The sequence below is a fragment of the Pseudoflavonifractor sp. MSJ-37 genome (genome assembly GCF_018917965.1).
Taxonomy (GTDB): Bacteria; Bacillota; Clostridia; order Oscillospirales; family Oscillospiraceae; genus Pseudoflavonifractor_A.
Map to the genome: position 1 here is coordinate 97,339 of NZ_JAHLPP010000002.1, position 17,683 is coordinate 115,021.

Sequence of the window (17,683 nt, forward strand, 5' to 3'; positions counted from 1 at the left end):
TGCGTTCCTGTGAAAAGATCCGTCCGGATGGGTGTTTTTTTCCGAAAGATATGCTATACTCTAAACCGATATCTCCTCAGAAAGGAGTCCCATATGCAAAAACGACGTTTCCTCCCGGCGGCCGCGGTGGTCCTGGGCGGCGCGGGCTTCCTCCTGCGCCGGTGGGAGCTCTCCACCGCCTTCGAGCCCAGTGGCCTCGTCACCCCCGGGATGCCCGCCACGATGGCGCTGACCGTCCTGTCCGTCCTGGCAGCCGTCCTGTGCGCCGCCGCCGGCTCCGCCCTGCGGAAGCAGGATCTGGGCCGCTTCGACGCTCTCTTCGCGCTGGAGGGTCGTCCGGCGCTCCTGAGCGGGCTGGTGCTGTCCGCCTTCCTCCTGCTGGCGGGCGCCGCGCTGGAGCTGGCACAGATCCCGGTGTCCTACCGGACCGCGGTGGACGTCCTCATGGCCAACGGCACCGGCAGCCCCATCCTGGCCGCCTTCCTGCCGGCGGTGCTGGCGCTCCTGAGCCTCCTGTCCGGCATCGGTATCCTGCTGGCTGCCCGGAAGCGGGCCAGAGGCCAGAGCGTGGGGCCGTACAGCGGCCTGCTCCTGGCTCCCGGCTTCCTGGGATGTCTGTGGCTGATCGCCGCCTATCAGAGCCGGGCCGGAGACCCGGTGGTCCAGGACTATCTCTATGAACTGCTGGCCATCATGTGCGTCCTGCTCTCCAGCTACTATCTGGCCAGCTTCTCCTATGAGGACGGGAAGGCCGGGCGGTGCCTGTGCTTTTCCCTGCTGGCGGTGTACTTCTCCATCACTACTCTGGCCGACGGCCACGACTGGGCCTCCATGGCCCTCTACGGCTTCGGCATCCTCTATCCCCTGACGGTATCGGTCCTGCTCCTCTCCCGGGAGGGATCGCCCCGGACCGCCCATACATCCCCTGCTGAGGAAGAACAAAAAACGGAGGGAGATCCCAATGAACGATAAGCAGAAATATTACATCACCACCCCCATCTACTACCCCTCGGACAAGCTCCACATCGGCCACACCTACTGCACCGTGGCCACCGACACCCTGGCCCGGTACAAGCGCCTCCAGGGCTATGACGTCATGTTCCTGACCGGCACCGACGAGCATGGCCAGAAGATCGAGCTCAAGGCCCAGGAGGCCGGCATCACCCCCAAGGAGTTCGTGGACCGGATCGTGGAGGGCCCCCGGGGCGTCAAGGACCTGTGGAAGCTGATGGACATCTCCAACGACCGCTTCATCCGCACCACTGACGACTACCATGTGAAGGCCATCCAGAAGATCTTCCGCCGGATGTACGACAACGGCGACATCTACAAGGGCACCTACAAGGGCAAGTACTGCACGCCCTGCGAGTCCTTCTGGACGGAGAGCCAGCTGAAGGACGGCTGCTGTCCCGACTGCGGCCGCCCGGTGGTAGACGCGGAGGAGGAGGCCTACTTCTTCCGCCTGTCCAAGTACGCGGACAAGGTGAAGGACCTGCTGGAGAACACCGACTTCCTCCAGCCCCGCAGCCGCGTCAACGAGATGGTGAAGAACTTCATCGAGCCCGGCCTGGAGGACCTGTGCGTCTCCCGGACCAGCTTCTCCTGGGGCATCCCTGTGGACTTCGACCCCAAGCACGTGGTCTATGTGTGGCTGGACGCCCTGTTCAACTACGTCACTGCCCTGGGCTTCGAGAACGACCGGTACGATGACTATGAGGCCTGGTGGCCCGGCATCAACATCGTAGGCAAGGAGATCGTCCGCTTCCACTCCATCATCTGGCCCGCCTTCTGTATGAGCCTGGGCATGCCCCTGCCCAAGCATGTGTTCGGCCACGGCTGGCTCCTGCTGGACGGCGGCAAGATGTCCAAGTCCAAGGGCAACGTGGTAGACCCCTACATCCTGGCCGAGCAGTTCGGCGTGGACGCCCTGCGCTTCTTCCTGATGCGCACCTTCCCCTTCGGCTCTGACGGCAACTTCTCCAACGAGCTGCTGATCCAGACCATCAACACCGACCTGGCCAACGACCTGGGCAACCTGCTCTCCCGCACCACCGCCATGGTGGGCAAGTACTTCGGCGGCGGCCTGCCCGCCGGCTGCGGCGCCACCGCCGACGAGAAGGACCTGGCCGGCATGATCGCTCAGGGCAATGTGGTGGGCCTGACCATGGACTTCCCCGAGGGGGATCCCACCAAGTACGACTGCGAGCTGATCGGCGCGGCCGCCGCCCTGCGGGGCAAGTATGAGGAGGCCATGGAGGCCTTCGCCCCCCACAAGGCGCTGGACGAGGTGTTCAAGGTCATCCAGCGGGCCAACAAGTACATCGACGAGAACGCCCCCTGGGCGCTGGCCAAGGACATGGAGGCCAACGGCGCCCGTCTGGCCCACGTCCTCTATGACTTGCTGGAGGCCACCCGGATCTGCGGCATCCTGCTGACCCCCTTCATGCCCGGCAGCATGGAGAAGCTCTTCGTCCAGGCCGGCGTGGACAAGGCCGCTCAGACCTGGGAGAGCGCCGGCGTGTGGGGCGTCCTGTCCGACACCGCCGCCGTCATCAAGGGCGAGAACCTGTTCCCCCGCGTGGACGCTCAGGCCGCGCTGGAGAAGCTGGAGGCTGCGGAGGCCGAGGCCCGGAAGGCCGCCCTCCCCGCCGTGGAGTTCGAGCCCTTCACCGAGGACGAGGTGGACTTCGACACCTTCTGCAAGAGTGACTTTCGCGCCGTGAAGGTCAAGGACTGCCAGCCCGTGAAGAAGTCCAACAAACTCCTGCGCTTCACGCTGGACGACGGCACCGGCACCGACCGTCAGATCCTCTCCGGCATCGCCAAGTGGTACAAGCCCGAGGACCTGATCGGCAAGACTCTGGTGGCCATCGTGAACCTGCCGCCCCGCAAGATGATGGGCCAGGAGAGCTGCGGCATGCTGATCTCCGCCGTCCACACCGAGAAGGGCGAGGAAGTGCTCCATCTGCTGATGATCGACGACGCGATCCCCGCCGGCGCGAAGATGTGCTGAACCTCGGACGGTCAGCCTCAGCCCGGTCGCCTGTTTGGGCGGCCGGGCTTTTTCGCTCGGTCCTCCCTCATCCTGGGAAAAAAGTTGGAATGAGGCGGGGAAAAGCGGGCAAAAGATAAGGAGAAGCCCTTGCGCCGTCTCCCCTTGTGTGGTATAATCGCCATGATAGTAGTAAGTTATGGTCAGAGTGGGGTCCGCCCCGCTCTTCTTTTTGAAAAAAATCAGGTATGTAAATTTCTGGAGATCCCCAGACCAGGGGACTGGACAGGAGGCGTAAGCATGGCAAAAGCAGCAGAAGTGGCGGCCGCTCTGGCCGCCCCGATCGCGGCGGAGCACGGGTGCTCCCTTTGGGACGTGGAGTACGTGAAGGAGGCCGGGAGCTGGTATCTCCGGGTCTATATCGACAAGGAGGGCGGCGTCTCCATCGATGACTGCGAGGCGGTCTCCCGTCCCCTGTCCGACGCGCTGGACGAGGCCGACCCCATCGAGGGTAGCTACACCCTGGAGGTGGGCTCCGCCGGGATCGACCGGGCACTCCGCAAGCCGGAGCACTTCGCCGCCTATGTGGGCAGCGAGGTCGAGGTGAAGCTCTACCGGCCGCAGGACGGCCGCAAGGAGCACGTGGGCGTCCTGGTCCGCTATGAGGACGGCGGCGTGACCATCGAGGGCCCCGCCGGCCCCGTCACCTTCGGAAAGAAAGACATCGCGCAGGTCCGCCTGTATGTGCGTTTTTAAAGGAGTCGAAGAGGATGGCCGCTAGAAAGAATGCAAAGGGCAAAGCCCAGAAGAGCAACGAGCTGGATACCGCGGAGTTCTTCACCGCGATCCATATGATCGAAGAGGAGAAGGGGATCCCCAGCTCCTATATGATCGACAAGATCGGCCAGGCGCTGGTCACCGCCTACAAGCGGGACCACGAGGGTGCCGGTGACAACATCACGGTGGAGGCCAATGAGGAGCTTGGCACCGTCCGGATGTTCATCAAGAAGGATGTCGTGGAGGTCGTGGACGATCCCTCCACTGAGATGAGCCTCGAGGAGGCCCGGGCGGCCCTGCCCCGCGCCCAGCTGGGCGACGTGCTCCGCATCGAGATCAAGCCCCGAAACTTTGGCCGCATCGCCGCCCAGACCGCCCGTCAGGTGATCATCCAGGGCATGCGCGAAGCCGAGCGCGGCATGATCTACGACGAGTTCAACTCCAAGGAGCATGAGATCCTCACCGGTCTCGTCACCCGGATCGACCCCCGCTCCGGAGCCGCTTCCCTGCGGATCGGCTCCGGCAACGAGAGCACCGAGGCCTATCTGGCCGCCAGCGAGCAGGTCAAGGGCGAGGAGATCGCCGAGGGCATGCGTCTGCGGGTGTATGTGGTGGAGGTCCGCCGCTCCACCAAGGGCCCCCAGGTCCTGGTCTCCCGCACCCATCCCGGTCTGGTCAAGCGCCTGTTCGAGATGGAGGTCCCCGAGATCTACGACGGCACCGTGGAGATCCGCTCCATCGCCCGCGAGGCCGGCTCCCGCACCAAGCTGGCGGTCTGGTCCGGCGACCCCGAGGTGGACGCCATCGGCGCCTGCGTGGGTCCCCGCGGCCAGCGCGTGGGCAACATCGTGGAGGAGCTGGGCGGCGAGAAGGTGGACATCGTCAAGTACAGCGACGACACCGCCGAGTACATCGCCGCGGCTCTCTCTCCCGCCACCGTGATCAGCGTCACTACGCTGGACGACGGCAAGAGCTGCCGCGTGGTGGTGCCCGACGACCAGCTCTCTCTGGCCATCGGCAAGGAAGGCCAGAACGCTCGCCTTGCCGCCAAGCTCACCGGCTGCAAGATCGACATCAAGCCCGAGAGCGCCCCCGTGGAGGAGGAGCCCGAGGCCCCCGCCGCCGAGACGGAGGAGGTCTCCGAGGTCCCTGCCGCCGAGGCGGAGTGCGCTCCCGCGGAAGAGGCGGAGGAGACTGCCGCTGAGGAGGCCCCCGCGGCCGCCGACAGCGACGCCCAGTGACCGTCCCATCATTCGGAAGGGGAGGGACATCATCATGCCGAAGAAGATCCCCATGCGCCAGTGCCTCGGCTGCCGTGAGATGAAGCCCAAGCGTGAGCTCATCCGGGCAGTCCGCTCTCCGGAAGGGGAGATCTCGCTGGATTTCAAGGGAAAGAAGCCGGGCCGGGGCGCCTATCTCTGCCCCGATCCGGCCTGTCTGGCCAGGGCCCGGAAGTCCCGGGCCCTGGAGCGGGCCTTCTCCGCCCAGATCCCCGATGAGGTCTGGGCCGGACTGGAGGCGCAGATGCAGGAGGCGCCGAAGGAACATGGATAACGTCCTGCGTCTCACCGGGCTGGCCCGGAAGGCCGGCCGCCTGGCGGTGGGCGAGGAGCCGGTGGGCGAGGCCGCCCGCTCCCGCACCGCCAAACTGATCCTGGTGGCCGCTGACGCGGCGGAGAACACCCTCCGCCGGGCCCAGCGCTTCGCCGCCAACGGGGACGCGCCCATCCTGCCCGTCCCCTTCACGAAGGCAGAGCTGGGCGGGGCTGTGGGCCGTCCGACCTGCGCCATGCTGGCCTTCACCGACGTGGGGCTGGCCTCCGCCGCGGCGGAGAAGCTCTCCGGGCAGGACCCGGAGCGGTACGGCTCTGTGGCTGAGGCCTTGAAGGAGCGGGCCCGCACCGCTCTGGCCCGTCAAAAGGCGGAGCGCACTCAGGAGAAGAAGCGCCGTGCCGCCCATCGCCGGCCTCTGGCCGCGCCCAAGAACGGCCCTCCGGTCCCCGGGAAGTCCCGGAAGAAGAACGGCTCCCGGAAGCCGTCCCGCCGCCATGAAGCATAGAGGCGGCGGAAGGATATATCGCAACGACAACGACGGACTTGTTCCAATCAGAAAGCATAGCGGGAGACTCCACCGCGCCGCTGTGTTTTCTCGTTGGTTCAAGTCCCATAGTGGAGGTGGCTTATTTGCTGAACAACAAGTATCGTGTCCATGAGGTGGCCAAGGACTTCGGGAAGAACTCCAAGGAGATCGCCGACATCCTCACCAATTATGCTTCCGCTCCCAAGAACCATATGCAGCCTCTGGGAGACGGTGAGCTGTCTGTCATTTTCGACTACCTGACCCAGCACAATCAGGTGGAGAGCGTGGAGTCCATCTACGCGGACGTCTATCATGAGCCCAAGGCCGCCGCGCCTCAGGGCGGCCAGAAGAACGCTCCCCAGGCCCAGAAGGGCCCGCAGCAGGGCGGCCGGAACAACTCCCAGCCGCAGGGCCAGCGCCGTCCCGAGCAGGGCCGCGCCCCCGCCGGCGGCAGCGGCAATGCCGGCGCCAGCAAGCCCGCCAGCCGCGTCCCCGAGAAGAAGATCGTGGACACCCGCAAGGGCGGCGATGTGAACCTGGAGAAATATGACGAGCGGCTGGAGGACCTGGCCGCCGGCAAGGCCAAGCAGATGCAGGCCGGCAAGCAGAAGTTCCAGGGCCGGAACCAGCGCAAGGGCGGCTTCCAGGGCGGCAGCAAGCGCCGCCAGGAGGAGCAGGAGAAGATGCGCCGCCTCCAGCTGGAGATCGCCAAAAAGACCCCCCTCACCGTCAAGATCCCCGATGAGATCGGCGTGGGCGAGCTGGCCTCCCGCATGAAGAAGACCGGCGCCGAGGTGGTCAAGACTTTGATGAAGAACGGCGTCATGGCCTCCCTCAGCGACGTGATCGACTTCGACACCGCCGCCATCATCGCGGAAGAGATGGGTTGCAAGGTGGAGAAGGAGGTCATCGTCACCATCGAGGAGAAGCTGATCGACACCGCCGAGGACAAGGAGGAGGATCTGCTCCCCCGCGCCCCTGTGGTGGTGGTCATGGGCCACGTCGATCACGGCAAGACCTCTCTGCTGGACTACATCCGCCACTCCGACGTGGCGGCGGGCGAGGCCGGCGGCATCACTCAGCACATCGGCGCCTATCAGGTCCAGGTGAACGGCAAGCCCATCACCTTCCTGGACACTCCGGGCCATGAGGCCTTCACCGCCATGCGTGCCCGCGGCGCCATGATCACCGACATCGCCATCCTGGTGGTGGCCGCCGACGACGGCATCATGCCCCAGACCGTGGAGTCCATCAACCACGCCAAGGCCGCCAAGATCCCCATCATCGTGGCCATCAACAAGATGGATAAGCCCGAGGCCAACCCTGACCGGATCAAGCAGCAGCTCACCGAGTATGAGCTGGTGCCCGAGGAGTGGGGCGGCGAGACCATCATCTGCCCCATCTCCGCCAAGACCGGCGAGGGCATCGACAACCTGCTGGAGATGGTCAACCTGACCGCCGAGATGCAGGAGCTCAAGGCCAACCCCAACCGCTCTGCGCACGGCGCCGTCATCGAGGCCCGGCTGGACAAGGGCCGCGGCCCCGTGGCCACCCTGCTGGTCCAGAACGGCACCCTGCATCAGGGCGACGTGATCATCGCCGGCACGGCCGTGGGCCGTGTCCGCGCCATGACCGACGCCCGCGGCCGCAAGCTCACCGAGGCCGGTCCCTCCGTGCCTGTGGAGATCATCGGCATGGGCGAGGTGCCCGGCGCCGGCGACGACTTCCACGCCGTGGCGGACGAGCGCATGGCCCGCGAGCTGGTGGAGCAGCGCAAGCACGAGCAGAAGATGGCGGCTTCCGGCCCCGTGGGCCATAAGGTCTCCCTGGAGGATCTGTTCAGCCAGATCAAGCAGGGCGAGATGAAGGAGCTGCCCATCATCGTCAAGGCCGACGTCCAGGGCTCTGCCGAGGCCGTGAAGGCCAGCCTGGAGAAGATCTCCAATGATGAGGTCCGGGTCCGGGTCATCCACTGCGCCGTGGGCGCCATCAATGAGAGCGACGTCATGCTGGCCGCCACCTCCGGCGCCATCATCGTTGGCTTCAACGTGCGTCCCGACGCCAACGCCAAGGAGAACGCCGCCCGGAGCGGTGTGGATATGCGGATGTACCGCGTGATCTACGACGCCATCGACGAGATCGAGGCGGCCATGAAGGGCATGCTGGCCCCCAAGTTCAAGGAAGTGTCCTTGGGCCAGGCCGAGGTCCGCGAGGTCTACAAGATCACCGGCGCGGGCATCGTGGCCGGCTGCTACGTCACCGAGGGCAAGGTGGAGCGCAAGGCCCAGATCCGTCTGGTCCGCGACGGCATCGTGGTCCACGAGGGCGCGATCGCATCCCTGAAGCGCTTCAAGGACGACGCCAAAGAAGTGCCCCAGGGCTACGAGTGCGGCATCACCATCGAGAAGTATCAGGACATCAAGCAGGGCGACATCATCGAGTGCTTCCTCATGGAGCAGATCGAGGCCTGATCTCCTCCGGCATCCCGAATATCCTGAGACCCCAAAGAGCAGGGCGGGCGTTTTCGCCCGCCCTGCTTTGCCGTCGGGGGACGGGGACTCCCCTCATATTCCAACTTTCACCATCCCTTTCAAGGAGGAACGATATGGCAAGCAATCGGATCGGTCGCATCAATGAGGAGATCCAGCGGGAGCTGGCCTCCCTGATCCGCACCGTCAAGGACCCCCGGGTCCACGGTCTGGTGTCCATCACCGCGGTGGAGACCACCCCGGACCTGCGCTTTTCCAAGGTCTACGTCAGCGTGCTGGACCGGAGCGATGTGAAAGAGGTCGTCAAGGGCCTCAAGTCTGCCGCCGGCTATCTGCGTCGGGAGCTGGGCTCCGCCCTGAAGCTCCGCTATACCCCGGAGCTCCAGTTCGTGGAGGACGACTCCATCGGCCAGGGCGCCCACATCCTGTCCATGCTCCGGGACCCCTCTGTGGTCAAGCCCGCCAACCCCGCCAACGCCCACATCCATCTGGACGAAGAGGACGATGAGGAGTGAGCGCTATGACCTATCAGGAAGCCGCCCGCTGGCTGTGCGGGCACGATCAGTATCTCATCCTCACCCATAAGAGCCCGGACGGGGATACCATCGGCTGCGCCGCCGCCCTGTGTCTGGGTCTGCGGGCCCTGGGCAAGACCGCCTGGATCTGCTCCGGGGCGGGGGAGACGCCCCTCTTCACGCCCTATCTGGAGGGCTGTGTGGCTCCGGAGGGCTATGTCCCCGAGACCGTAGTGTCCGTGGATATCGCCGCCCGGTCCCTCTTCACCCCTGATGGGAAGAAGTGGCTGGAGCGGGGCATCGATCTGGCCATCGACCACCATCCATCTCAGGAGTTCTTCGCCGCCGAGACCTGTCTGGATGCCGGACGGGCCGCCTGCGGCGAGCTGGTCCTGGACATCCTCAAGGAGCTGGGGCCCGTGACGAAGGAGATAGCCGTCCCTCTGTATGTGGCCATCTCCACCGACTGCGGGTGCTTCCAGTACGGCAACACCACCGCCGCCACCCACCGGGCCGCTGCTGAGCTCTTCGAGACCGGCATCGACGCCACGGCCCTGAACAAGCGCCACTTCCGCACCAAGACCTGGCCCCGCCTCCAGGTGGAGCGCCTCATCGTGGAGCGGATGCACCGGTATGACGACGGCAAGACCGCCGTCGCCCCGATCTCCCAGGACCTGCTGACCGAGGCCGGCGCACAGGAGCGGGACATGGAGGACATCGCCGCATTCCTGGGCCAGATCGAAGGGGTAGAGACCTCTGTGACCATCCGGGAGAAGCCGGACGGCTGCAAGCTCTCCGTCCGCACCGCGCCCGGCCTGGACGCCAGCCGCGTCTGCGCCCTGCTGGGCGGCGGCGGACACGCCGCCGCCGCCGGCGGCTTCCTAGCCGGGGCCAGCCTGGAGCAGGCCGAGCAGGCCGTCCTGGACGCCATCCGGCAGGTGCGGACCCATGGCTAACGGCATCATCATCATCGACAAGCCCCAGGACTGGACCAGCCACGACGTAGTGGCCAAGTGCCGCCGCTTCTTCCACGAGCGGCGGATCGGCCATGCCGGGACCCTGGACCCCATGGCCACCGGCGTCCTGCCCGTGTTCGTGGGCCGGGCCACCCGGGCGGTGGAGTTCGCCTCCGAGTCTGAGAAAGAGTATATCGCCGGCCTGCGGCTGGGGGTCGTCACCAACACCCAGGACATCACCGGCAGTGTGCTGGAGGAACGTCCCGTGGAGGTGGACCGGGCCGCTCTGGAGGCCGCTCTGGAGGACTTCCGTGGAGATATCCTCCAGGTGCCGCCCATGTACTCCGCCCTGAAGGTCAAGGGCCAGAAGCTCTATGAGCTGGCCCGGAAGGGGGTGGAGGTGGAGCGGAAGCCCCGTCCGGTCACCATCCACCGCCTGACGGTGGAACATCAGGAGGGGCCCGCCGACTTCATCCTCCGGGTCCGGTGTTCCAAGGGGACCTATGTGCGCACCCTCTGCCACGACATCGGCGCGGCTCTGGGGTGCGGCGGGACCATGTATTCCCTGCGGCGGAGCATGGCCTGCGGCTTCTCTCTGGCCGACTCCGTGTCCATGGAGGTCCTGGCCGCCGCCGCGGAGGTGGGAGAAGCCGCGTCCCTCCTGCGGCCGGTGGACCGCTACTTTTCCACCTATCCAGCCCTGACGGTGGACGAACGCCGGACCCGCTCCGCCAAGAACGGCGCCTCCTTCCCTCTGGATGGGGCGGACGGCGTCTACCGGGTCTATAGTCCTGACGGAGAGTTCCTCCTGCTGGGGGAGCGGAAAGAGGGCCGTATGACGGCTATCAAGAGCTTTTACGAGGTGTGAGACAGTGGAAGATATGACGACGAAACGGGTCATCGCCCTGGGCTTCTTCGACGGGGTCCACCGGGGCCACGGGGCGCTCCTGCGCCGGGTGGGAGAGAAGGCGCGGGAGCTTGGGGCCGTGCCCTCCGCCGTGACCTATGATACCCATCCCTCCGATCTGATCCTGCACACGCCCACGCCCCTCCTCAGTTCCCCCTTCGACCGGGCCGACCTGATGCGGCGGTACTACGGCATCCGGGATGTGATCATCGCCCACTTCGATGACCGGATGATGCATATGCCCTGGCAGGAGTTCCTCACCGACTATCTGATCGGTGAGCTGGGGGCCGTCTATCTGGTGGCAGGCCACGACTTCCACTTCGGCTACCGGGGGGAGGGGGATCCCCAGAAGCTCCAGACGGCCTGCGCCCAGCTCGGACTGGGTTGTGACATCATCCCCAAGGTGGAGCAGGATGGGATCACCATCTCGTCTACCTATATCCGCACGCTGGTGGCGCAGGGGGAGATGGAGCGGGCCAACGAGTTCCTGGGCCATCCCCATACCCTGAGCAACACCGTGGCCCACGGGAAGCATCTGGGCACCACCCTTGGCTTCCCCACGGTGAACCTCCAGATCCCCTCCGGAGTGCTGATCCCCGCCCACGGGGTCTATGCCTGCAAGGTCTGCTTCTCCGACGGCACGGAGCGCATGGCCGTGACCAACGTAGGCACCCGCCCCACCGTAGACGATGGGGACCGGGTGAACGTAGAGGGCTTCATCCTGGATTTCCACGGGGATCTGTACGGCCAGACCGTGCGCATGGAGTTCTACAAGCGGCTCCGGGGGGAACAGCGCTTCCCCTCGCTGGAGGCCCTGCGGGACGAAGTCCTGCGCAACGCCGACCAGACCCGCGCCTGGTTCGCCCGACAGGGGCAGACGCCCTGAGGCAAAAAAGATACCGCAGTCCGGAGCGTACGCTCGGACTGCGGTCGTTTTTTACACAGAACGATATCCCAACACGCGCCGCCGGGCCCGCCTCAGCCCTCCAGATCCTGAGGGAGATAGCTCTCGCTGGGCAGGATGTCGGACAGCTCCACCAGCACCGGGGACAGGCCCGCGCTGGCGTCGAACCGGCTCTTTGGCGTCCGCAGGACACCGCTCTCCGGCTCGCCCGCCGGCAGGGACAGCACCGCACGCAGACCGCGCACGCCCTCGCCCTGCTCGATCATCAGGCGGCCGCCCCAGTTGGCCGCCATCCGCCGGACCAGCTCCAGGCTCAGGCCCAGGCCGCGGCCATCGTCGGTCAGCAGATCCTTCAGGTCCCGCTTAGGCGCCGGCTCGCCGCCCGGCATCCCCGGGCCATCGTCCCAGACGGTGATCTTTGCCTGCTTCCGGTCCATGGACAGCCGCACTCCGGCGTGCCCCTCCGGGCCCGCCGCACGCAGGGCATTGCCCACCAGAGACAGGAGCATCCGGCTCATCATGCTCCGGTCCCCGTACAGGAAGGTGTCGGGACCCTCCTGCTCATAGCCGAATGCCGTGCCCAGAGGCCGGGCTGCGCCCTCCACCTGGAGGCAGAGCTCCCGGCAGAGCTCCGCCGCATCGATCACTTCCTTCTGCTCCCGCAGGATCCCCCGTCGAAGCTGAGCCGCCAGCTCCAGGTGCTCCGTCAGGCGGAGCATCCGGCAGATGCTCTGGTCCATCATCGCCATATAGCGGTCATATTCCCGGCTCTCCTGGTCCAGGACCAGCGGAGACAGCATCTGGGCGGCCCCCATCAGGTCTCCCAGCCGGCCGCGGAGCTGTTCCGTGACGGCCAGCTCCAGCTCCACATCATCGATCTGCATCGAGATCCTCCTCCATTCCATTCGATCGTCCGGTGGTCCGGACCGGCGTCCTCTCATCCGCCGGTCCCACCTCCCTGATAGTATATCAAATATCCGCCCCGTCAACAAGACAGAACGTCCATCTTGGCTATTTTCCCTTCCTCAGCGGAAGCGGGCGGTCCCTGTCGGACAGTTTTTGCGATCTGGCTCTTTTCAATATGGACGCTTTGGTCTATAATAGAGACGTGCGAAGAAGATTCTCACAACAAACATTGTGAAGGAGAGATCCCCAATGAGCATCAAAGTTGGCATCAATGGTTTCGGCCGCATCGGCCGCATGGTCTTCCGCGCCAGTCTGGACCACCCTGAGATCGAGATCGTAGGCATCAATGACCTGTGTCCCGCCGAATATCTGGCCTACATGCTGAAGTATGATACTATGCATGGCAAGTGCGCGGCGGAGATCAGCTCCACCGACAAGGCGATCGTCGTCAACGGCAGAGAGATCCCTGTCTCCGCCGAGCGCGATCCCGCCGACCTGCCCTGGGACAAGCTGGGCGCCGAGTATGTGGTCGAGTCCACCGGCCTGTTCCTGACCAAGGAGAAGGCCCAGGGCCATCTGGCCGCCGGTGCCAAGAAGGTCGTCATGTCCGCCCCCTCCAAGGACGACACTCCCATGTTCGTCTGCGGCGTGAACCTGGACAAGTACGACTCCAGCATGGACTTCGTGTCCAACGCCTCCTGCACCACCAACTGCCTGGCCCCCATCGCCAAGGTCCTGCATGACAACTGGGGCATCAAGGACGGCCTCATGACCACCGTCCACTCCGTCACCGCCACCCAGAAGACCGTGGACGGTCCCTCTCTGAAGGATTGGCGCGGCGGCCGTGCCGCCACCGGCAACATCATCCCCTCCTCCACCGGCGCCGCCAAGGCCGTGGGCAAGGTCATCCCCTCCCTGAACGGCAAGCTGACCGGCATGTCCATGCGCGTCCCCACTCTGGACGTGTCCGTGGTGGACCTGACCGTCAATCTGGAGAAGCCCGCCAAGTATGAGGAGATCTGCGCCGCCATGAAGAAGGCCTCCGAGGGTGAGCTGAAGGGCATCTTGGGCTACACCGAAGAGGCGGTCGTGTCCTCCGACTTCCTGGGCGACACCCACACCTCCATCTTCGACGCCACCGCCGGCATCGCTCTGACCGACACCTTCGTGAAGGTGGTCTCCTGGTATGACAACGAGATCGGCTACTCCAACAAGGTGCTGGAGCTGATCGAGCATATGTACAGCGTGGACCATAAGTAACGTCTTCGTACAACGGAACGTGACGAACATCGGGAGAGCCCGCATCCAAACGCGGGTTCTCCCGATCTTGTGTCTTTCTCTCCTTTTTTCAGCCACAAAATATTTATTTTCCTTGTTTCCTCCACTTTTTCGACCGAAGCAGTGGACGGAAGGATATCCTGACAACGACTCATATTCGGAGGTCCTCTGCTGATGGATACACACGATCATCCCAAGCGCAGCGCGTTTTCCGGCAAGATCGGCTTCGTGCTGGCTGCGGCCGGCGCTTCTGTCGGTCTTGGCAACATCTGGCGCTTCCCCTATCTGGCCGCGAAATACGGCGGCGGCATCTTCCTGCTCATCTACATCCTGTTGGCCTTCACCTTCGGCTACACCATGATCATGGCTGAAACTGCTCTGGGCCGCATGACCCGGAAAAGCCCTGTGGGCGCGTTCCGCGCCTATGGCGGCCGGAAGTGGCTGGCCTTCGGCGGCTGGATCAACGCGGTGATCCCCATCCTGATCGTCCCGTACTATTCCGTCATCGGCGGCTGGGTGATCCGATATCTGATCGAATATCTTCTGGGCCACGGCAGCGATCTGGCGGCGGACGGATATTTCAACTCCTTCATCTCCAGCGGGCTCTCCGCTGAGCTGTCCTTCGCCGTATTCGCGGTGTTCACTCTGTCGATCATCTTCGCCGGGGTGCAGAACGGCGTGGAGCGTGTCTCCAAGCTCATGATGCCCGTGCTGGCGGTGCTGTCCGTCATCATCGCAGTCTACTCCGTGACACGGCCCGGGGCCCTGGCCGGCGTCAAATACTTCCTGATCCCAAATTTGGAGCATTTCTCCTGGATGACCGTGGTCACTGCCATGGGGCAGATGTTCTACTCCCTGTCCATCGCCATGGGCATTCTGATCACCTTCGGCTCCTACATGAAGAAGGATGTCTCCATCGAGGGCTCCACCGAGAACGTGGAGATCTTCGATACCGCCATCGCCATCATGGCCGGCCTGATGATCATCCCCGCGGTGTTCTCCTTCTCCGGCGGCGATCCGGAAACGCTCCAGGCCGGTCCGGCCCTGATGTTCATCACGATCCCCAAGGTGTTCGACAGCATGGGCATGGGCACGCTGGTGGGCATCCTGTTCTTCCTGCTGGTGCTGTTCGCGGCGGTGACCAGCTCCATCGCTCTGACCGAGAGCGCGGTGTCCACCTTCGAGGACGAGCTTGGCTGGACGCGGGAAAAGGCGACTCTGCTCATCGGCGGCATCATGCTGGCCCTGGGCAGCCTGTCCGCTCTGGGCTACGGTCCTCTGTCCGGCTTCACCGTGTTCGGGATGCAGTTCCTGGACCTGTTCGACTTCCTGACCAACTCCGTCATGATGCCCATCGCGGCCATCACCACCTGTCTGCTGGTGTCCCGGATATTGGGCGTGGAGTCGATCGAGGCGGAGGTGACGCTGAACGGACAGAAGTTCCGCCGCAAGCCGGTGTTCAACTTCATGATCCGCTGGCTGTGCCCCATCTTCGCCGTCATCATCCTGATCAGCTCCGTGGCCAACGCTCTGGGCCTGATCGCTATGTGAAACACGTCGGGCCGGCGCCTCCCCGTTTGGGAGCGCCGGCCCGACGTGTTTTTTTCATCCCATCCGTGTCACCCGTTCCACGGCCACGCACTGCTTCGTGCCCGTATCGATGGAGAAACACACGGCGTCCAGCTTACAGGGACCGTCCGCCGGCTCGAAGCGCTGGGGGAGGCCCCCCAGGAAGCGGTTCAGGGCCTGACTGGGCTTGATGCCCAGCACGCTCTGGGCGGGACCGGTCATGCCCAGGTCGGTGATGAAGCCCGTGCCCTTGGGCAGGATCTGCCCATCCGCCGTAGGGACGTGGGTATGGGTGCCCCACAGGGCCTGGACCCGGCCGTCCAGATGCCAGCCCATGCATCCCTTCTCGCTGGTAGCCTCGGCGTGGAAGTCCACCAGCACCACGTCGGCGTCGCTCTGCTTCAGCGTCCGGTCCGCCACGGTGAAGGGGTTGTCGAAATTGCAGTCCATCTCGCACCGGCCGATCAGACTCAGCACCCCGATCCGCAGGCCCCGTGGCCCCTCATAGACCCCCCAGCCCCGGCCAGGCACCCGGTCGGTATAGTTGGCGGGACGGAGGATGTAGTCATTGTCCTCCAGATAATCGGCGATCTGGAGCCGGTTCCAGGTGTGGTTGCCCAGCGTGATCACATCGGCCCCGGCATCGAAGATCGCGTCCGCCTGCCGGGGGAGGATCCCCACACCGGAGGCGTTCTCTCCGTTGACCACGGTGAACTGGATGTCGTGTTCCTTTTTGATGGACCGCAGATGGCGGCTCAGGTAGTCCAGGCCGGCGTCGCCCACCACATCGCCCACGGCCAGTATATGCAAGATCATGTCATATCCTCCTCCGATGGGGCCTGTCATGCCCCTAGTCCTCTCTTATTATACCGGACCGTGCCCGCAAAGGCAAAACAAAACGCGGACCACTCTAACCGAGCAGTCCGCGTTCGTTTTCGTCATTCGCCGGGTCCCTTGTCGGGCTTCTCCTGCTGGCGGAAGGGAGGGGGGAGGTAATCGTCCGGTCCGTTCGGGCCGGCCACGCCCCGCATCCGCTCCCGCACCCGGAAGATGCAGTCGTCCAGCGAGGCCCGGCCCTGGATCACATCCTCCGCAAAGGCGTGGCAGTTGGGCGCGCCGCAGGACCCGCAGTGGAGGCCCGGCAAGCGGCCCTCCAGCGCTTCGATCTTCAGGTGCTTCTGCATGGCCACTGCCCGGTCCTCATCCAGCAGGAGGGCCGGAGAGACCTCCAGTGTCCGGTCGAACCGCAGATCCCGCTCGTCATCGGCGCTCAGGTCCTTGGCGCCAGCGCAGGCCGCCCGTCTGGGTACCGCCTCCAGCATATCCCGCATCATCCGCCGGATGCGCATCCGGGCGGTGTAGGGGTTCTCCACGTTGAGACAGCCCCCCACGCACCCCTGGGTGCAAGAGGAGAGCTCGATGAGGTCCACATCGCTCTGGCGGCCGTCCTCGATCTCCTCCAACATCTGGATCACGTTGTCGATGCCGTCCACCGCCAGGAAGCGCTTGCTCCCCCGGGCATGGCATTCTCCGCTGGCCACCGCCGTGCCGAGCCCGGCCGCGCCGGACCGGTTCAGGGGCAGGAGGTCGTCGCCCAGCTCCTTCAAGACGGGGAGGAGGCGCATATACACGTCCCGGATGGAGAACGCTCCATCCAGCACCGGCTCCTCCAGGCCCTCCGACTGCTGGCAGGAGGTGGCCTTGGCCGCGCAGGGGACGATGGCGAACACGCCGATCTCCTCCGGCCTCAGGCCGGTGCGCTCTGCCGCCTCCCGCCGGGCCACCGAGGCCCCCAGCTCCATGGGCAGGACCAGAGGATCGATGTTGCCGATCAGCCGGGGGAACCGGATCCGGATCAGCCGTAGGACGGCAGGACAGTTGGACGCGATGATAGGCGCAGGCCGGTCTGCCTGCGCCCCGCGCTTGTTGATATAGGCGGCCAGGAGCTCGGAGGCCCGGGCCGATTCGTAGACCTGGTCGAATCCGATCTTGAGCAGGCCGTTCAGGACTAGGTCCACGTTCCACAGGTGGTGGAACTGCCCATAAAGGGCCGGTTCTGGAATCGCCACACAGTAGCGGAAGTCCCGGAGCCGGTCCATCGGATCCGTCACCGCCCGGATAGCCCGGTGGGGACAGACCTGGATACAGCGTCCGCAGTCGATACACCGGTCATCCAGGATGGTCGCTTTGCCCCGCCGGACCCGGATGGCCTCGGTCGGACAGGTCTTGATGCAGGTCGTACAGCCCCGGCAGCGATCGTGGCTCAGGACGACAGAGTGCTTCATCTGATCAGCTCCACGTTGGTCTTGG

Annotated in this window: 16 protein-coding genes; 13 read left to right on the forward strand and 3 right to left on the reverse strand. The window is 65.0% G+C overall.

The features are described 5' to 3' along the window. Window positions 1–93 precede the first annotated feature (93 nt). From KQI12_RS06315 to ribF, 11 genes are all read left to right on the forward strand, one after another. Window positions 94–972 (forward strand): hypothetical protein, encoded by an 879-nt coding sequence (locus KQI12_RS06315; protein ID WP_216571745.1) that lies wholly within the window; start codon window positions 94–96, stop codon window positions 970–972. Continuing rightward, window positions 962–3,013 (forward strand): methionine--tRNA ligase, encoded by a 2,052-nt coding sequence (metG, locus tag KQI12_RS06320; RefSeq protein ID WP_216571749.1) that lies wholly within the window; start codon window positions 962–964, stop codon window positions 3,011–3,013. Before KQI12_RS06315 ends, metG begins: the two co-directional genes overlap by 11 nt. A gap of 279 nt (window positions 3,014–3,292) precedes the next feature. Then, the gene (gene rimP, locus KQI12_RS06325) at window positions 3,293–3,748 is read left to right on the forward strand and encodes a ribosome maturation factor RimP (protein WP_216571751.1); all 456 of its coding nucleotides are present in this window, start codon (window positions 3,293–3,295) and stop codon (window positions 3,746–3,748) included. A gap of 14 nt (window positions 3,749–3,762) precedes the next feature. Beyond that, complete coding sequence (gene nusA, locus KQI12_RS06330; protein WP_216571753.1) at window positions 3,763–5,010, forward strand: transcription termination factor NusA; 1,248 nt, start codon at window positions 3,763–3,765, stop codon at window positions 5,008–5,010. Window positions 5,011–5,044: 34 nt separating this feature from the next. Then, complete coding sequence (gene rnpM, locus KQI12_RS06335; protein WP_253290873.1) at window positions 5,045–5,323, forward strand: RNase P modulator RnpM; 279 nt, start codon at window positions 5,045–5,047, stop codon at window positions 5,321–5,323. Further along, window positions 5,316–5,828 carry a ribosomal L7Ae/L30e/S12e/Gadd45 family protein gene (locus tag KQI12_RS06340; protein WP_216571756.1) on the forward strand — a complete coding sequence of 171 codons (513 nt, stop codon included), beginning with the start codon at window positions 5,316–5,318 and terminating at the stop codon, window positions 5,826–5,828. Before rnpM ends, KQI12_RS06340 begins: the two co-directional genes overlap by 8 nt. A 128-nt stretch (window positions 5,829–5,956) precedes the next feature. Further along, a complete protein-coding gene (gene infB / locus KQI12_RS06345; protein WP_253290897.1) occupies window positions 5,957–8,320 on the forward strand; it encodes a translation initiation factor IF-2 in 2,364 nt (787 codons plus the stop codon). 134 nt (window positions 8,321–8,454) lie between these two features. Further along, window positions 8,455–8,853, forward strand: a complete 399-nt coding sequence (gene rbfA, locus KQI12_RS06350) for a 30S ribosome-binding factor RbfA (protein WP_216571777.1) — start codon at window positions 8,455–8,457, stop codon at window positions 8,851–8,853. Between the two features lie 5 nt (window positions 8,854–8,858). Then, a complete protein-coding gene (locus KQI12_RS06355) occupies window positions 8,859–9,809 on the forward strand; it encodes a bifunctional oligoribonuclease/PAP phosphatase NrnA (protein ID WP_216571780.1) in 951 nt (316 codons plus the stop codon). Beyond that, window positions 9,802–10,677: a tRNA pseudouridine(55) synthase TruB gene (gene truB / locus KQI12_RS06360; RefSeq protein WP_216571783.1), complete on the forward strand. Its 876-nt coding sequence runs from the start codon at window positions 9,802–9,804 to the stop codon at window positions 10,675–10,677. Before KQI12_RS06355 ends, truB begins: the two co-directional genes overlap by 8 nt. Window positions 10,678–10,690: 13 nt before the next feature. Continuing rightward, window positions 10,691–11,602 carry a riboflavin biosynthesis protein RibF gene (gene ribF / locus KQI12_RS06365; protein WP_216571786.1) on the forward strand — a complete coding sequence of 304 codons (912 nt, stop codon included), beginning with the start codon at window positions 10,691–10,693 and terminating at the stop codon, window positions 11,600–11,602. A gap of 92 nt (window positions 11,603–11,694) precedes the next feature. On the opposite strand, the gene KQI12_RS06370 is transcribed toward ribF, so the two are convergent. Further along, window positions 11,695–12,504 carry a sensor histidine kinase KdpD gene (locus tag KQI12_RS06370; RefSeq protein ID WP_216571789.1) on the reverse strand — a complete coding sequence of 270 codons (810 nt, stop codon included), beginning with the start codon at window positions 12,502–12,504 and terminating at the stop codon, window positions 11,695–11,697. Between the two features lie 271 nt (window positions 12,505–12,775). Here KQI12_RS06370 and gap point away from each other — a divergent pair, with 271 nt between their 5' ends. Next, entirely contained in the window at window positions 12,776–13,786 is a 1,011-nt protein-coding gene (gene gap / locus KQI12_RS06375) for a type I glyceraldehyde-3-phosphate dehydrogenase (RefSeq protein WP_216571792.1), read from the forward strand. Window positions 13,787–13,978: 192 nt separating this feature from the next. Then, the gene (locus tag KQI12_RS06380) at window positions 13,979–15,355 is read left to right on the forward strand and encodes a sodium-dependent transporter (protein WP_216571795.1); all 1,377 of its coding nucleotides are present in this window, start codon (window positions 13,979–13,981) and stop codon (window positions 15,353–15,355) included. 54 nt (window positions 15,356–15,409) lie between these two features. Here the strand turns inward: KQI12_RS06380 and KQI12_RS06385 are convergent, their stop codons facing one another. Then, window positions 15,410–16,189: a TIGR00282 family metallophosphoesterase gene (locus KQI12_RS06385; RefSeq protein WP_216571797.1), complete on the reverse strand. Its 780-nt coding sequence runs from the start codon at window positions 16,187–16,189 to the stop codon at window positions 15,410–15,412. 122 nt (window positions 16,190–16,311) lie between these two features. After that, window positions 16,312–17,658 carry a [Fe-Fe] hydrogenase large subunit C-terminal domain-containing protein gene (locus tag KQI12_RS06390; protein WP_216571800.1) on the reverse strand — a complete coding sequence of 449 codons (1,347 nt, stop codon included), beginning with the start codon at window positions 17,656–17,658 and terminating at the stop codon, window positions 16,312–16,314. Between the last annotated feature and the right edge of the window lie 25 nt (window positions 17,659–17,683).

Excerpts from the sequence above, each read along its gene's own strand:
- KQI12_RS06315 (WP_216571745.1), top strand. The coding sequence starts at position 94 with ATGCAAAAACGACGTTTCCTCCCGGCGGCCGCGGTGGTCCTGGGCGGC.
- metG (WP_216571749.1), top strand. The coding sequence starts at position 962 with ATGAACGATAAGCAGAAATATTACATCACCACCCCCATCTACTACCCC.
- rimP (WP_216571751.1), top strand. The coding sequence starts at position 3,293 with ATGGCAAAAGCAGCAGAAGTGGCGGCCGCTCTGGCCGCCCCGATCGCG.
- nusA (WP_216571753.1), top strand. The coding sequence starts at position 3,763 with ATGGCCGCTAGAAAGAATGCAAAGGGCAAAGCCCAGAAGAGCAACGAG.
- rnpM (WP_253290873.1), top strand. The coding sequence starts at position 5,045 with ATGCCGAAGAAGATCCCCATGCGCCAGTGCCTCGGCTGCCGTGAGATG.
- KQI12_RS06340 (WP_216571756.1), top strand. The coding sequence starts at position 5,316 with ATGGATAACGTCCTGCGTCTCACCGGGCTGGCCCGGAAGGCCGGCCGC.
- rbfA (WP_216571777.1), top strand. The coding sequence starts at position 8,455 with ATGGCAAGCAATCGGATCGGTCGCATCAATGAGGAGATCCAGCGGGAG.
- KQI12_RS06355 (WP_216571780.1), top strand. The coding sequence starts at position 8,859 with ATGACCTATCAGGAAGCCGCCCGCTGGCTGTGCGGGCACGATCAGTAT.
- truB (WP_216571783.1), top strand. The coding sequence starts at position 9,802 with ATGGCTAACGGCATCATCATCATCGACAAGCCCCAGGACTGGACCAGC.
- ribF (WP_216571786.1), top strand. The coding sequence starts at position 10,691 with ATGACGACGAAACGGGTCATCGCCCTGGGCTTCTTCGACGGGGTCCAC.
- KQI12_RS06370 (WP_216571789.1), bottom strand. The coding sequence starts at position 12,504 with ATGCAGATCGATGATGTGGAGCTGGAGCTGGCCGTCACGGAACAGCTC.
- gap (WP_216571792.1), top strand. The coding sequence starts at position 12,776 with ATGAGCATCAAAGTTGGCATCAATGGTTTCGGCCGCATCGGCCGCATG.
- KQI12_RS06380 (WP_216571795.1), top strand. The coding sequence starts at position 13,979 with ATGGATACACACGATCATCCCAAGCGCAGCGCGTTTTCCGGCAAGATC.
- KQI12_RS06385 (WP_216571797.1), bottom strand. The coding sequence starts at position 16,189 with ATGATCTTGCATATACTGGCCGTGGGCGATGTGGTGGGCGACGCCGGC.
- KQI12_RS06390 (WP_216571800.1), bottom strand. The coding sequence starts at position 17,658 with ATGAAGCACTCTGTCGTCCTGAGCCACGATCGCTGCCGGGGCTGTACG.